This window comes from Microbacterium enclense (genome assembly GCF_004022425.1).
In the GTDB taxonomy this organism is placed as follows: Bacteria; Actinomycetota; Actinomycetes; order Actinomycetales; family Microbacteriaceae; genus Microbacterium; species Microbacterium enclense_A.
Window position 1 is genome coordinate 1 of the sequence record NZ_RBZY01000017.1, and the last position, 14,569, is coordinate 14,569.

A 14,569-nucleotide genomic window follows, 5' to 3' on the forward strand; every position below is an offset into this window, starting at 1 on the left:
AGCGCGCCGACCGGCTCGGCTACCGCCGCTACTGGTTCGCCGAGCACCACAACATGCCCGCGGTCGCCTCGACGACTCCGCCGGTGCTCATCGCGGCCGCCGCGGCCCGCACCGAGCGCATCCGCGTCGGCTCCGGCGGCGTCATGCTCCCCAACCACTCCCCGCTCATCGTGGCCGAGCAGTTCGCCGCCCTGGAGGCACTCGCGCCGGGCAGGATCGACCTCGGTATCGGCCGCGCTCCGGGCAGCGACCCCGTGATCACGCAACTCCTGCACCGCTCCGGTGCGACGAGCGACGTCTCGCGCTTCCCCGACCACGTGACCGACATCCTCGCGCTCACCTCCCCCGACGGGGCGACCGTGCGGTTCACCTCCGGCACCGAATACCAGGTGAAGGCGACACCGCTGGCATCCGGGATGCCGCAGGTGTGGCTGCTCGGCTCGAGCGACTACTCCGCCCAGCTCGCGGCGAGCTTCGGTCTGCCCTACGTCTTCGCGAACCACTTCGCCGGCGAGGGCCTCGAGCACGCGCTGCGGCTGTACCGGGACCAGTTCCAGCCGAACGAGTCCGGCGACGGGCCCCGCACCTTCGTGACGGCGAACGTCGTGGCCGCCCCGACCGCCGAGGAAGCGGAGGAGCGCGCCCTGCCGCAGCTGCGGATGATGGCGCGGTTGCGCACGAACCGTCCCCTCGTGCCCCTCGAGACGGTCGAGCAGGCGAAGGCCGACCCGTTCGACGCGATGGCGGAGTCGATCATGGCATCCAGCCGCCAGAAGTGGTTCGTCGGGACCGGCGACGACGTGCGGGCTCAGCTCGCGGCCTTCGCGACGCAGTACGACGTCGACGAGATCATGCTGTCGCCGGTCGCCGGGTCGTACGACGGGGAACCGCTGGACTCGGCCGGTGGGCGCGCCCAGACCCTGGAGCTCGTCGCCGCCGGGGCGGCCGTCGCGGCCTGAGCCCCGCGCCGGCTAGGACTCGGGCTCGCCGCTCAGCAGGCCCCGCAGCCAGTCGCGCGCCTCGACGAAGACGTCGTCGGAGTAGCGCTGCGGGTAGCGGATGATCGCGCGATCGGCGCGAGCGTACGACCCGAGGAAGATCACCTTCGGGCTGAACCGGCGGAGGCCGAGGAGGGCGTCGGCCATGCGCTCGTCCTGGACGTGCCCGTCCGCGTCGATGACGAAGCGGTACCGCCCGAGCGCGTCACCGATCGGTCGGGATGCCAGCAGGCTCAGGTTGATCCCCCGGGTGGCGAACTGCTCGAGCAGTTCCAACAGCGCGCCGGGGTGGTCCTCGGGCAGCTCGACCATGAGAGAGGTCTTGTCGGCGCCGGTCGGCGGGGCGGGAGCGACCGTCCGGCTGACGAGCACGAAGCGCGTGACCGCGTTCGGGTTGTCGCCGATCTCCTCCGCCAGGACCTCGAGATCGTGGTGCGCGACGATCCCGGGCGCCGCGATCGCGGCATCCGCCCCGCTCGATCCGTCCAGCACGCCGAGCGCGCTCGCGACGTTGCTGGCCGCGGGCAGGTGCGCGTGGGTGGGCACGTGTTCGCGGAGCCACCGCAGGCACTGGCCGTACGCGACGGGGTGGGCGGCCACGAGTGAGACGTCCGCGAGCGTCATTCCCGGACGGCCGACCAGCACGAAGTTCACCGGCACCAGGTACTCGCCCACGATGCGCAGACCCGGAACGGTGGCCAGGGCGTCCTGCGCCGTCGAGACGCCACCGTCGACGGAGTTCTCGATCGCGATCATCGCGGCATCCGACCGGCCCTCGATCACGTCGGCGAGAGCCTCGGCGACGTTGCGCACCGGCCGCCAGATCTGGTCGCGCGCTTCGGGGACCTGGGCCAGGGCCGCCTCGGTGAACGTCCCGGCCGGCCCCAGGTAGCTGTAGGTACGGCGGGCGGACGCGGAGTCGGTGTCGGGCAGCACCGGCTCAGCCTAGTCCTCCCGTCCGGCCGGACGAGGTTCGTCGTCGCCGACGGGTACGGCCACCTTCCCCGTCGCCGGGTGTGCGGTCCGCGCCTTCCAGCGGTCCCGAGCACCGACCGAGGTCACCAGCACACCGACGACGAGCAGCACGCCCCCGATGGCTTCGGCGGGCGCCGGTACCTGACCGAGCAGAGCGGCGGCCGCGACCATCGCGACGACGGGTGCCAGGAGAACCCACGGAACGACCGCCGCGGAGGGGTTCCGCGCGAGAAGGCCGTTGAAGATCGCGTAACCCACGAGCGTGCACAGCCCGGCGGTGTACAGCGTCGACAGGGCGGCCGGCCACCCGAATGCGCCCAGACCGGAGGCGATCGCGGACGGCCCCTCGACGACGAAGGCGAGCGCCAGCGCCGGAACCGGTACCACCAGCGCCGACCACACCGTGAGCGACAGCGCACCGAGTGGCCCACGCCCCGCGACGACACCGGCGCGCCGCGAGATGACGTTGCCGACGGCCCAGGACAGCGCGGCGGCGAGCGCGAGCACCACGGCGAGCGCGGGGGCATCGCCACCCCGGCCGAGCGCGACCGCCGCCAGGCCGACGACCCCGATCGTGACGCCCACGGTCTGCCCGAGCGTGGGTCGTTCACGCAGCACCCCGGCCGCGATCACCACGGTGAACACCGCCTGCGCCTGCAGCAGCAGGGCGGCCAGGCCCGGCTGCAGACCCAGTGCCAGCGAGGTGTAGAGCAGGCCGAATTGGCCGAGGCTCATGAACAGTCCGACGCCGACGATCGTGGCCCAGGATGCCACGGGGCGCGGCACGATCACGACGAATGCCGCCACCACGGCGAAACGGACGGCGACGAACAGCAGAGGCGGGATGCCGGGCATGCCCCAGTCGATGACGAGGAAGTTGAAGCCCCAGGCGGAGGCCACCCCGGCGGCCAGGATCATGTCGCGTCGACTCACCCGCTCAGTCCAGCGCCGAAGAGGATGAAGCACCAGCGAATGTTTCTTCACGGAAAACGGTAGCTTGGCTACATGATCGATCTGGAAGCCGTGCGTTCGCTGCGCACCGTGGCCCGCGAGGGCAGCGTGTCCGCCGCGGCCGCGACGCTGGGCTTCACCCCCTCGGCGGTGTCGCAGCAGATCAAACGCCTCGAGCGCGAGACGGGGGTCGCCCTGCTCGAACGCGTCGGCCGGGGCGTCGCCCTCACCGACGCGGGGACGCAGCTCGTCGTCGGGTCGACGCCGATCCTCGCCGAGCTGGAGCGTCTGCGCGCCGACCTGCAGGCGAGCGCTCCCGGCGACGGCACGGTCAGCGGCGAGGTGCGCATCGCCGCGTTCTCCACCGTCGTGCGCGGGCTCCTCGCGCCGCTCCTCGCCGACCTCGGCCGGACGCACCCCGACCTGCGCCTGCTCGTGCGCGAGAGCGAGCCGTGGGAGACCGTGGCCCTCATCGCCTCGGGTCAGCGCGATCTCGGCATCGCCCACCAGTGGGGTGGGGTGGCCCTGGCCATTCCCGACAACGTGGTAGTGACGCCGCTGTTCACCGACGTCGCCGACATCGTTCTGCACCGCGACCACCCGCTGGCCGACCTCGACGCCCTCCACCCGCGCGATCTCGCCGATGAGGCGTGGGTGGCGACGTTCGAGACGACGATCTGCCGCCAGTGGCTTCGTCGACTGTTCGACGGGGTGAGCAATGCCCCGCGCGTCGTGTACGAATCCATGGAGTTCGAGAACCACCTCGAGCTCGCGCGCACGGGCGCCGTCGTCGCACTCGTCCCGCGCCTCGGACGCGCAGCTCTCGGCCCCGATCTCGTGGCGATCCCGACGATCGACCCGGCCTCCACCCGCGACGTCGTCGCGGTGCACCGCCGGTCGCAGGGCGATTCCCCGGCGCTGCGGGCGACGCTGACCGCGCTCCGCGAGCGCGGCGCCACCCTCGGGGACTGATCGCCCGGGGCGGTCTGGGCACATTCCCGGGATCTTCTGCCCTGCCGGTACGCCGGTGCGCATGCGCGACGGCGTCACAGCGGGCAGACTGTGGGCATGAGCAGTCGCGCAGGACAGCCCGCCGAGGCATCCGATCTCATCGACATCGACGACCTGATCGCCGCCTATTACGACCGCAAGCCGGATGCCACGGTGCCCGAGCAGCGCGTCGCGTTCGGCACGAGCGGACACCGGGGCTCGTCGCTGAGCACGAGCTTCAACGAGGATCACATCCTCGCCACGACCCAGGCGATCGTCGACTACCGCGCCGCCCAGGGCATCACCGGACCGCTCTTCCTGGGCCGCGACACCCACGGCCTGTCGCTGCCCGCCGAGCGCAGCGCCATCGAGGTGCTCGTCGCGAACGGCGTCGACGTCCGCGTCGACGCGCGCGACTCGTGGGTGCCGACCCCCGCCCTCAGCCACGCGATCCTCACCTACAACCGCGGCCGCGCGACGGATGACCCGGGCCGCGCGGACGGCATCGTCGTGACCCCCTCGCACAACCCGCCCCGCGACGGCGGGTTCAAGTACAACCCGCCGCACGGCGGCCCCGCCGACACCGACGCGACGGGGTGGATCGCCGACCGGGCGAACGACCTCATCGCGGCGGGCCTGGACGGCGTCGCCCGCACCCGCCACGCCGACATCGACCTCGACGGTCTGGGCCAATACGACTTCCGTGACGCGTACGTGCGGGATCTGGCATCCATCATCGACATCGACGCGATCAGGAACGCCGGCGTCCGCATCGGCGCCGACCCGCTCGGTGGGGCGTCGGTGGAGTACTGGGCGCTCATCGCCGAGGTCTACGGCCTCGACCTCACCGTCGTGAACCCCGAGGTCGACCCGACGTGGAAGTTCATGACGCTCGACTGGGACGAGAAGATCCGCATGGATCCCTCGTCGCCGTCGGCCATGGCGTCGCTCGTCGCGGCCCGCGCCGATTACGACATCCTCACCGGCAACGACGCCGATGCCGACCGGCACGGCATCGTCACGCCCGACGCGGGGCTGATGAACCCCAACCACTACCTCGCCGTCGCGATCGACTACCTTTTCTCGCACCGCGAGGGATGGCCGACGGATGCCGCGGTCGGCAAGACCCTCGTCTCGTCGATGATCATCGACCGCGTGGCATCCGCTCTTGGCAAGACGCTGCTCGAGGTGCCGGTCGGGTTCAAGTGGTTCGTCCCCGGCCTGCTGGACGGCTCGGTCGCGTTCGGCGGCGAGGAGTCCGCCGGTGCGTCGTTCCTGCGCAAGGACGGGACCGTCTGGACCACCGACAAGGACGGCATCCTGCTGTGCCTCCTCGCCGCGGAGATCCTCGCCGTGACCGGGAAGACGCCGTCGCAGCGGTACGCCGAGCTCGAAGCCGAATTCGGCGCGTCGGCCTACCAGCGCGTCGACGCCCCCGCGACGCCCGCCCAGAAGGCCACGCTGTCGAAGCTGTCACCCGAGGCCGTCACCGCCACCGAGCTCGCCGGCGAACCGATCATCGCGAAGCTGTCGCACGCGCCCGGCAACGGCGCCGCGATCGGCGGCCTCAAGGTGCAGACGGAGTCGGCGTGGTTCGCCGCCCGTCCCTCGGGCACCGAGGACGTCTACAAGCTGTACGCCGAGTCGCTCCGCGGCGAAGAGCACCTGCGCGCGGTGCAGGAGGAGGCCCGAGCGGTCGTCTCCGCCGCGCTCGGCGAGTAACGCTCCAGCCCTGGCGGCGCCGCTCCCCCGGGGCGGCGCCGCTTTCGCGTGCGGTGCGGCGCGCCCCGGCATTCGGCTCTCGCCCGCACCGCCCACCCTCGGCATAAACGCTCTCCCTCGCGGACACGCTCAGACCGGGCGTTCACGCCGAGCCCGAGCGTTTCTGCACGTGTCGGGCGACGGGATGCCGCGGCCCCGGCGCTCGGGAGAACGTCGGGGCCGTGGCATCCGGGATCAGGCGAGGGTCGCGGCGTCGATCACGAAGCGGTAGCGCACGTCGCTCTTGAGAACGCGCTCGTAGGCCTCGTTGATCTGGTCGGCCGAGATGACCTCGACCTCGGGCGCGATGCCCTTCTCGGCGCAGAAGTCGAGCATCTCCTGGGTCTCGCGGATGCCGCCGATCGACGACCCCGCGAAGGAGCGCCGGTTCGTGAACAGCGTGAAGACCTGGATCGGCAGCGGCTCGGGCGGGGCGCCCACGTTCACCATGGTGCCGTTGAGCGTGAGCAGCCCGAGGTACTTCTTCAGCTCGAGCGGTGCGCTGACGGTGTTGACGATCAGGTCGAAGGTGTTCTTCAGCTCCGTGAAGGTGTCGTCGTCCTTGGTCGCGTAGTAATGGTCGGCGCCCATCGCGAAGCCGTCGTCCTTCTTGCTGAGCGTCTGCGAGAGCACCGTCACCTCGGCGCCCATGGCGTGCGCGATCTTGACGGCCATGTGGCCGAGGCCACCGAGTCCGACGACGGCGACCTTCTTGCCGGGCCCGGCGTTCCAGTGGTTCAGCGGCGAGTACGTCGTGATCCCGGCGCAGAGCAGGGGCGCGGCCTTCTCGTACGGGATCGACTCGGGCACACGCAGCACGAAGTGCTGGTCGACGACGATCCTCTCGGAGTAGCCGCCCTGCGTGACGGTGCCGTCGCGGTCGATCCCGGCATAGGTGCCGACGTTGCCGTTGAGGCAGTACTGCTCCTCACCGGCGAGGCAGTTCTCGCACTCGCGGCACGAGTTGACCATGCAACCGACGCCGACGCGGTCGCCGACCTTGTGCGTCGTGACGTCGGAGCCGACCTCGGCGACCGTCCCGACGATCTCGTGCCCGACGGTCAGCGGGTAGGGGACCTCGCCCCATTCGCCGCGGATGGTGTGGATGTCGGAGTGGCAGATGCCGGCGTAGGCGATGTCGATCAGGACGTCGGCGGGACCGACGTCCCGCCGCTCGATGGTGGTCGGTTCAAGGGGCGATGTCGCGGACGACGCCGCGTAGGCATTGACGTGCATGGGGCTCCTCACCAGAGGGGGATGTCGAACCTCTCCATCCTTCCCTGGTTCGCGGCTCGGAGGGCGGGAGGGGCGAAGAGGGATGCCACCGGCTCGATGATTCGGGCTCGGGTGACGGTGCCGCAATCCGCGACGAAGTGGCGAACGGCGGCCTCGCCAACCAGACTGTCCGGATGGATGCTGTGAACGCCTGGCTGCTGACCTGGGGCGACAACCTGTGGACCTGGATCGTCCTCCCGATCGTCGTCGTCCTCGGCGTGTACTTCACGGTGCGATCCGGCGTCGTGCAGTTCCGCCTGATTCCCGAGATGTTCCGCACGCTGAGAGATCGCACTCCGCGCACGGACACCGGCGAGCCGCAGTCCATCTCCTCCTTCCAGGCGTTCACGATCTCGGCGGCCTCCCGGGTGGGCGTCGGCAACATCGCGGGGGTGGGAACGGCCATCGCGATCGGCGGCCCGGGGGCGATCTTCTGGATGTGGCTGATGGCGTTCGTGGGTGGCGCGTCCGCCTTCATCGAGTCGTCGCTCGCGCAGCTGTACAAGACGCGCGACAAGGACGGGTTCCTCGGGGGTCCCGCCTACTACATGCAGCGCGGGCTCGGTGCACGGTGGATGGGCGTGCTGTTCGCGGTCATCCTCATCGTCTGCTTCCCCATCGCCTTCAGCTCCCTGCAGGCGAACACCATCCAGGCGACCATCTCCGGAAGCTTCGGCGGGGAAGCAGCGGGGTGGCTCCCGGCGGTGATCGGGGCCGTCCTCGCCGTCCTCATGGGGCTCGTCGTCTTCGGCGGCGTGCGCCGGATCGCATCGGTCACGCAGACGCTGGTGCCCGTCATGGCGCTGCTGTACCTGCTCCTCGGACTCGTGATCGTCGTCATCCACATCGAGCGTCTGCCCGAGGTCTTCGCGTTGATCTTTACCTCGGCGTTCGGACCGAACGAGGTGGTCGGCGCCACCCTCGGCTACATCATCCTCACCGGGGTGAAGCGCGGCATGTTCTCGAACGAGGCGGGGCTCGGCTCGGCTCCCAACGCGGGCGCCAGCGCGGCGGTGACCCACCCGGTGAAGCAGGGTCTCGTGCAGACCCTCGGCGTCTACTTCGACACGTTCCTGGTGTGCTCGATCACGGCGTTCCTGATCCTCGTCTCGGTCCCCGATCTCGCGACCGCCGAACGCGGCATCGGGCTGACGCAGGGGGCCGTGGTGGACGCGCTGGGCAGCTGGTCGAACGTCCTCCTGGTCGTGATCATCTTCCTGCTCGCCTTCAGCTCGATCCTCGGCAACTACTACTACGGCCAGACCAACATCGAGTTCATCACGTCGAACCCCTCCGTCCTCCTCGGCTATCGGCTGTTCGCCATCGCGGCCGTGTTCGTCGGAGCCCTCGTCTCGGCCGACGTCGTCTGGAACTTCGCGGACGGGGCGATGGGATTCATGGCCATCGTCAACCTGGTCGCGATCGCGCTGCTCTCGGGCGTCGCCTTCAGGCTCTTGAAGGACTACACCCAGCAGCGGCGGGAAGGCCTCGACCCGGTCTTCACCCAGGCGCGGCTGCCCGGGCTCCGCGGAGTCGAGGTCTGGGAGGACGAGCTCTCGGTCACGGGCCCGATCGACCTTCCCCCGATCCGACGACGCTGACGGCGCGCGGGCCCGCCTCCGCCGCGGCCAACCCGCGTCCTCGAAGCAGGCGATGAGCCGAGAACAGGCCGATCCCGCGCGGATCGGCCTGTTCTCGTGACATCCCCTGTTCTGGGCGCGCCGCGAAGCAGCGTCAGCGCGCGCTGGCCCGCACGACGAGCGTCGCCGGAACCGTCTGCGCCACCGGTGCGCCGCCCTCGATCGCGGCGATGAGCGCCGCGACCGCGTCGCGACCCAGGGCGTCGAAGTCCTGCCGCACGGTCGTCAGGGGCGGGCGGTACTCGGCGGCATCCACGATGTCATCGAAACCGACCACGGCGACGTCCTCCGGAACGCGGCGACCCGCGTCGGCGAAGGCGCGCAGCGCACCGAGGGCCATCTGGTCGTTGGCCACGAAGACGGCGGTCGCGTCGGTCAACGCCGAGACGGCGGCGTGACCGGATGCCGAGGTCCAGTCGCCCCGGACCGGTTCGGGCGTCGGGCGACCGGCGTCGGTGAGCGCGGCGCGCCAGCCCCGCTCGCGTTCGGTCGCGGCGAAGGACCGCGCGGGACCGCCAATGTGGTGCACGGTGTCGTGCCCCAACGCGATGAGATGGTCGACGGCCGCACGGGCACCGCCCGCGTGGTCGGTCTGGACGATCGAGAAGCGCTCGTCCGGCGGGGAGTCGACCACCACCAGGTGAAGATCGGCGGGCGGGGCGTCGCGCACCAGTTCGGTCGCCTCGTTGAGCACCACGGCACCGTCGACGCCCTGCGAGCGCAGGCGGGCGAAGGCGTCCCGGATGCCGCGCTCCCCCACCGTGACCACGGCGAGGGCGTAGTCGCGGGCGGCGGCCGCTTCCGAGATGGCCTGCAGCATGCGGGAGTTGCCGACGGATGCCAGGGTCGACACGACCAGCCCGATCGTGGACGTCTGCCCGGTGCGCAGCGCTCGGGCAGCGCGATGCATGCGGTACCCGAGGTCGCCCATCGCCTTCTCGACGCGGGCGCGGGTGGCGGGGTCCACGCGCGGACTGCCGTTCGCGACGCGCGACACCGTCTGCGCCGACACGCCAGCGGCCGCGGCCACATCGGCCATCGATACAGGCATCGAACCCCCTCGTGTTGACGATATCACGCCTGATCTGTAGCGTGTTATCGTGAACACGGACAGCCCCACCGCAGTGGCCCTCGGCGCCGGAGTCGTCAAGCGCCCCACGCGCCTGGCCGACGGCCGCGAACTGATCTACTTCGACGACGCCGACACGACGCTCGGACCCGAGCGCGCGATCGACGCCCGCACACTCGACCCCCGACCGACCACCGCCTCCATGCGGCAGGACGTGCTCACGGGCGACTGGATCACCGTGGCATCCAATCGCCAGAACCGGGCGTTCCTTCCCCCCGCGCACCTCGACCCGCTCGCTCCGCAGACGGCAACGAACCCGTCCGAGATCCCGTCGCGCTACGACGTCGCGGTGTTCGAGAACAGGTCGCCGTCGTTCGGTCCCGCGCTCGACGCCGCCACCGGCGACGCTCCCGCGGCGACCGACCCGCCCCGGGGCGCGGACGACCTCGAGCACCTCGGTCTCGGCCGCACCCGCACCTCGGTCGGGCGCTGCGAGGTCGTCTGCTTCAGCCCCGCGCACGAGGGCTCGTTCGGCACACTGTCCCGCACCCGTGCGCGGACGGTCATCGAGGCGTGGGCCGACCGTACGGCCGCGCTGTCGGCGCTCCCCGGCATCCGCCAGGTGTTCCCCTTCGAGAACCGCGGGCGGGAGATCGGCGTCACCCTCCCCCACCCGCACGGGCAGATCTACGCCTACCCGTACGTCACGCCTCGGACGCAGCGCCTGCTCGACACCGTCGCGCGCACGTCGCCCGACCTGTTCCACCGGATCCTCGAGTTCGAGAGCGCCGGCGATCGCGTCGTCCTCCGCGGCGAGCACTGGACGGCGTTCGTCCCGTTCGCGGCGCGCTGGCCGATCGAGGTGCACGTGCTGCCGCACCGTCACGTCGCCGACCTCGCCGAGACGACGGATGCCGAGCGCGACGAGCTCGCACCGTTCTACCTGCGGCTGCTCCGCGGCATCGACGCGCTCTACGACACCCCCACGCCGTACATCGCCGCGTGGCACCAGGCCCCCGTGGCTCGAGCACGCGACAGCGTGCGCCTCAACCTCCAGATCACGTCGCCGCGCCGCGCCGCCGACAAGCTGAAGTACCTCGCCGGGTCCGAGGCCGCCATGGGCGCCTGGATCGGCGACATCACCCCCGAGGCGCAGGCCGAGCGCCTGCGTGCCGCCCTCGACACCGTTCCGGAGGTGACGGCATGACCGCCGTCGACGACGCCCGCGCCCTGCTCGCTTCACCCGCGGTGGGGGTGTGGTCGGCCCCCGGGCGCGCCAACCTCATCGGCGAGCACACCGACTACAACGAGGGCTTCGTCCTTCCCTTCGCCATCGCCCAGCGCACCGTCGCCGCCGTCGCGGTCCGCTCCGACGACGTGATCCGCGTGCGCTCGACCTTCGCCGACGAGGCCGTCGAGGTGCGACTGTCCGAGCTCGACGCCCGCATCGCCGAGGGCGGCCTCGACTGGGCGGGCTATCCGCTGGGTGTGGCGTGGGCGCTCCGCGCAGCGGCCCCGGATGCCACGCCCCGGGGCGTCGACATCGCCCTGGCCTCCGAGGTGCCGGTGGGTGCCGGCCTGTCCTCGTCGGCCGCGATCGAGGGGGCCGTGGCCTCCGCCCTCAACGACGTCTGGGGCGCGGGCCTCGACAAGGTGGCGCTGGCCCGCGTGGGCCGGACCGCCGAGAACGACGCCGTGGGCGCCCCCACCGGGATCATGGACCAGATGGCATCCATGCTGGGCGAGGCCGACGCGGCCACGTTCCTGGACTGCCGCACGCTCGAGACCCGACCCGTCGCGCTGGGCTTCGCGGAGGCCGGGCTCGCGATCCTCGTCGTGGACACGCTCGTCAAGCACGCACACTCCTCGGGCGGGTACCGCGAGCGCCGCGCGTCGTGTGAGAAGGGGGCCGCCGCCTTCGGCGTCCCGGCTTTGCGCGACCTCACCGTCGACGATCTGCCCCGCGCCGCCGAGATCCTCGACGACGTGACCTTCCGCCGCGTGCGGCACATCGTGACCGAGAACCAGCGCGTGCTCGACACCGTCGCGGCCCTCGACGCCCACGGCCCGCGCGCCATCGGCGATCTGCTCACGGCCTCGCACGCGTCGATGCGCGACGACTTCGAGATCTCGGTGCCCGAGCTCGACCTCGCCGTCGAGACGGCGCTGGCCGTGGGCGCGCTCGGCGCGCGGATGACCGGCGGCGGCTTCGGCGGCGCGGCGATCGCGCTGATCCCCACCGAGCTCGTGCCCGCGGCGACCGCGGCCGTGCACGCCGGCTTCGCGGCATCCGGTTTCCGCGCCCCGAACGTGTTCACAGTCACGCCGTCGGAGGGTGCCCGCAGAGACGCGTGACGTCGCGTCGCCGTGCGGTGAGAGTAACCGGAGTAGCGTGCGAGGCATGGAACCGGATGCCGCCGTCCTCGCCTGGCTGCACGACAGCGATCCCGCGCTGCGGTGGAAGGTCGAACGCGATCTGCTCGACGCCCCCGCGGCGCAGTGGGAGGCGACCCGCGCCCGGGTCGCACGCGAGGGGTTCGGCGCGCAGCTGCTCGCCCGGCAAGACGAAGACGGGCAGTTCGCCGGTGGTGCGCACTTTCCCGCCGGGTTCGACTTCGGTGGCGACGAAACGGGCCAGCCGTGGACGGCCACATCCTGGTCGCTCATGTCGCTGCGGGAATGGGGAGTGGATGCCACGGCCCTCCGCCCCGACACCGCCGGGCTCCTCGAGCGCAACGCGCGCTGGGAGTACGACGATCTGCCGTTCTGGGACGGGGAGGTGGATGCCTGCATCAACGCGTTCACCCTCGCGAACGGCGCGTGGCTCGGGGCCGACGTCGCCGGCATCCGGGACTGGTTCGTCGCACACCGCCTGTCCGACGGCGGCTGGAACTGCGAGTGGGTGGAGGGCTCGACGCGATCGTCGTTCCACTCGACGCTGAACTCGGTCATCGGGATCCTCGACGACGAACGGCGGACGGGCGGGACGCCCGACCTGCACGCCGCGCGGCGCGGCGCCGAGGAGTACCTGCTCCAGAGGCGGCTGCTCTACCGGCTGTCGACCGGCGAGAAGCACCCGTGGGCGGACCACCTCGGATACCCGTTCCGGCACCGCTACAGCGCGCTCCGTGCCCTCGACCACTTCCGCGCCGCCGCCCTGCACGACGGGACCCCGCCCGATGCGCGCCTGGCGGACGCGATCGAGCGGGTGCGGGCCACCCGCGACCCCGACGGCACGTGGCACCAGGCGTTTCCGCCTCGTGGCCGCGAGTGGTTCCCCGTCGACGTCCCCGCGGGTGAGCCCTCCCGATGGCTGACCTTCTTCGCGCTCCGCGTGCTGCGGTGGTGGGACACCCACGCGTGAGACGACGGCATTTGTCGCCACGGGCTCCGATGCGGCGACGATTCTTCGCGACTCACGCGGGTGGGACGAGAGGATGACGGGTATGGATGCCATGCAGCCCGTCCTCGCGACCACCCGGGGCCGCGTGCGCGGCTTCACCCGCGGGGGGACGGCTGTGTTCCTCGGCATCCCGTTCGCGCAGGCGCCCATCGGACCCTTGCGCTACGCCGCGCCCGAGCCGGTGGAACCGTGGGAGGGCGAGCTCGACGCGACGGCCTACGGTGCGACGGCGCAGCGGGGCGACACGGGCATCACGCTCATCCCCGAGCCGAGTGTGCCCGGGGACGCCACGCTGAACGTCAACGTCTTCGCCCCGGCCGGCGCGGCCCCGGATGCCGCCCTCCCGGTGTTCGTCTGGATCCACGGCGGCGGCTTCGTGTCGGGGTCGCCCGCGAGCCGGTGGTACGACGGCGACGCGTTCGCGCGCGACGGGGTGGTGACGGTCGTCGTGTCGTACCGGCTCGGGTTCGACGGCTTCGGCGCGATCGACGGCGCCCCCTCCAACCGCGGGCTGCGTGACCAGATCGCGGCGCTCGAGTGGGTGCGCGACGAGATCCGCACGTTCGGCGGCGATCCCGCGCGCGTGACGATCGCCGGACAGTCGGCCGGCGGTGGATCGGTGCTCGCGCTCCTCACGACACCCGCGGCATCCGGGCTGTTCGCGCGAGCGATGGCGCTGTCTCCCGCCTTGGGGGCCGTCGCGGCGCCGGACGCGCGCCGGTTCGCCGAACGGATCGCCGCCCTGGCCGGCGTGCGCCCGGATCGCGAGGGCTTCGCCACCCTCCCTGAGGAACGGCTCCTCGAACTGCAGCGGCAGTCTCAGAAGCCCGAGCGCCGGGCGCGGCTCGCGGGGCTGACCGCCCTGCTCGACGACGGACTCCCGCTCGGGCCGGTCATCGACGGCGACCTGCTCCCCCGCTCCCCGATCGACGCCCTCGCGGACGGAGCGTCCGCGAACCTCCCGCTCGTCGTGGGGGCGACCGACGATGAGTTCACGATGGTGACCGCCCGCGCGCGACGGCTCCTGGATCTGGTGCCGGTTCCGCTGGCACTGGCCGCCCTGGGGCTGGGCCGCTCGCGGCGTCGGGCGTACCTCGCGCGGTCCCGGCGGCGCGGTGGAGCGGCCCGCCTGGGCGGGTACGTCTCGGATCGCGTCATCCGCTCCGTCGTGCTGCGCACCGCCCGCGCCCGGCCATCCGCCCCGACCTGGGTGTACCGCTTCGCGTGGGCATCGCCCTCGATCGGTTACGCGTGCCACTGCCTCGACGTGCCGTTCTGGTTCGACCACCTCGACGCGGACGGCGTGACCGCGATCGCGGGCGAGGTTCCTCCCGCCGACCTCGCCGCCGCGATGCACGCCGCCGCGGTCCGCTTCGTCCGCGACGGCGATCCGGGCTGGCCCGCGTGGGATGCCACGGCCCGCCGCGCGCGGATCTTCGACGCCCCGGCATGCACCCCCGACGTCGTCCCCGACGCGTACGCCGACGTCGCCCCCCTCATCTGAGGC

Annotated in this window: 12 protein-coding genes; 8 read left to right on the forward strand and 4 right to left on the reverse strand. The window is 71.9% G+C overall.

The features are described from left to right. Positions 1–959 (forward strand): LLM class flavin-dependent oxidoreductase (locus tag D8Y23_RS06100; protein WP_164878153.1); only part of this gene is annotated, 959 nt, incomplete at its 5' end. Positions 960–971: 12 nt separating this feature from the next. Here D8Y23_RS06100 and pheA read toward each other — a convergent pair. After that, a complete protein-coding gene (gene pheA / locus D8Y23_RS06105) occupies positions 972–1,934 on the reverse strand; it encodes a prephenate dehydratase (protein ID WP_128217274.1) in 963 nt (320 codons plus the stop codon). Positions 1,935–1,943: 9 nt separating this feature from the next. Beyond that, complete coding sequence (locus D8Y23_RS06110) at positions 1,944–2,906, reverse strand: EamA family transporter (protein ID WP_128217275.1); 963 nt, start codon at positions 2,904–2,906, stop codon at positions 1,944–1,946. A 72-nt stretch (positions 2,907–2,978) separates the two neighbouring features. Between D8Y23_RS06110 and D8Y23_RS06115 the strand changes: the two genes are divergently transcribed. Both D8Y23_RS06115 and pgm read left to right on the forward strand, forming a co-directional pair. Next, entirely contained in the window at positions 2,979–3,896 is a 918-nt protein-coding gene (locus D8Y23_RS06115; protein ID WP_128217276.1) for a LysR family transcriptional regulator, read from the forward strand. 96 nt (positions 3,897–3,992) lie between these two features. Next, complete coding sequence (gene pgm, locus D8Y23_RS06120) at positions 3,993–5,636, forward strand: phosphoglucomutase (alpha-D-glucose-1,6-bisphosphate-dependent) (protein WP_128217277.1); 1,644 nt, start codon at positions 3,993–3,995, stop codon at positions 5,634–5,636. Positions 5,637–5,870: 234 nt separating this feature from the next. On the opposite strand, the gene D8Y23_RS06125 is transcribed toward pgm, so the two are convergent. Further along, the gene (locus D8Y23_RS06125; protein ID WP_128217278.1) at positions 5,871–6,911 is read right to left on the reverse strand and encodes an NAD(P)-dependent alcohol dehydrogenase; all 1,041 of its coding nucleotides are present in this window, start codon (positions 6,909–6,911) and stop codon (positions 5,871–5,873) included. 173 nt (positions 6,912–7,084) lie between these two features. Here D8Y23_RS06125 and D8Y23_RS06130 point away from each other — a divergent pair, with 173 nt between their 5' ends. Then, on the forward strand, positions 7,085–8,551 hold the full coding sequence (locus tag D8Y23_RS06130; protein ID WP_128217279.1) for an alanine/glycine:cation symporter family protein: 1,467 nt from the start codon (positions 7,085–7,087) through the stop codon (positions 8,549–8,551). A gap of 133 nt (positions 8,552–8,684) precedes the next feature. On the opposite strand, the gene D8Y23_RS06135 is transcribed toward D8Y23_RS06130, so the two are convergent. Further along, a complete protein-coding gene (locus D8Y23_RS06135) occupies positions 8,685–9,641 on the reverse strand; it encodes a LacI family DNA-binding transcriptional regulator (RefSeq protein WP_240663811.1) in 957 nt (318 codons plus the stop codon). A 49-nt stretch (positions 9,642–9,690) separates the two neighbouring features. Here D8Y23_RS06135 and galT point away from each other — a divergent pair, with 49 nt between their 5' ends. The 4 genes from galT to D8Y23_RS06155 all read left to right on the forward strand — a co-directional run bounded on the left by galT (position 9,691) and on the right by D8Y23_RS06155 (position 14,566). Then, complete coding sequence (gene galT / locus D8Y23_RS06140; RefSeq protein ID WP_128217280.1) at positions 9,691–10,866, forward strand: galactose-1-phosphate uridylyltransferase; 1,176 nt, start codon at positions 9,691–9,693, stop codon at positions 10,864–10,866. Beyond that, positions 10,863–12,014 carry a galactokinase gene (galK, locus tag D8Y23_RS06145; protein WP_128217281.1) on the forward strand — a complete coding sequence of 384 codons (1,152 nt, stop codon included), beginning with the start codon at positions 10,863–10,865 and terminating at the stop codon, positions 12,012–12,014. The genes galT and galK overlap by 4 nt, the downstream gene beginning before the upstream one ends. A 46-nt stretch (positions 12,015–12,060) precedes the next feature. After that, complete coding sequence (locus D8Y23_RS06150) at positions 12,061–13,023, forward strand: squalene cyclase (protein WP_128217282.1); 963 nt, start codon at positions 12,061–12,063, stop codon at positions 13,021–13,023. Positions 13,024–13,105: 82 nt separating this feature from the next. Next, a complete protein-coding gene (locus D8Y23_RS06155) occupies positions 13,106–14,566 on the forward strand; it encodes a carboxylesterase/lipase family protein (RefSeq protein WP_128217283.1) in 1,461 nt (486 codons plus the stop codon). The last annotated feature ends 3 nt before the right edge of the window (positions 14,567–14,569 follow it).

Excerpts from the sequence above, each read along its gene's own strand:
- D8Y23_RS06115 (WP_128217276.1), top strand. The coding sequence starts at position 2,979 with ATGATCGATCTGGAAGCCGTGCGTTCGCTGCGCACCGTGGCCCGCGAG.
- pgm (WP_128217277.1), top strand. The coding sequence starts at position 3,993 with ATGAGCAGTCGCGCAGGACAGCCCGCCGAGGCATCCGATCTCATCGAC.
- D8Y23_RS06125 (WP_128217278.1), bottom strand. The coding sequence starts at position 6,911 with ATGCACGTCAATGCCTACGCGGCGTCGTCCGCGACATCGCCCCTTGAA.
- D8Y23_RS06130 (WP_128217279.1), top strand. The coding sequence starts at position 7,085 with ATGGATGCTGTGAACGCCTGGCTGCTGACCTGGGGCGACAACCTGTGG.
- D8Y23_RS06135 (WP_240663811.1), bottom strand. The coding sequence starts at position 9,641 with ATGCCTGTATCGATGGCCGATGTGGCCGCGGCCGCTGGCGTGTCGGCG.
- galK (WP_128217281.1), top strand. The coding sequence starts at position 10,863 with ATGACCGCCGTCGACGACGCCCGCGCCCTGCTCGCTTCACCCGCGGTG.
- D8Y23_RS06150 (WP_128217282.1), top strand. The coding sequence starts at position 12,061 with ATGGAACCGGATGCCGCCGTCCTCGCCTGGCTGCACGACAGCGATCCC.
- D8Y23_RS06155 (WP_128217283.1), top strand. The coding sequence starts at position 13,106 with ATGGATGCCATGCAGCCCGTCCTCGCGACCACCCGGGGCCGCGTGCGC.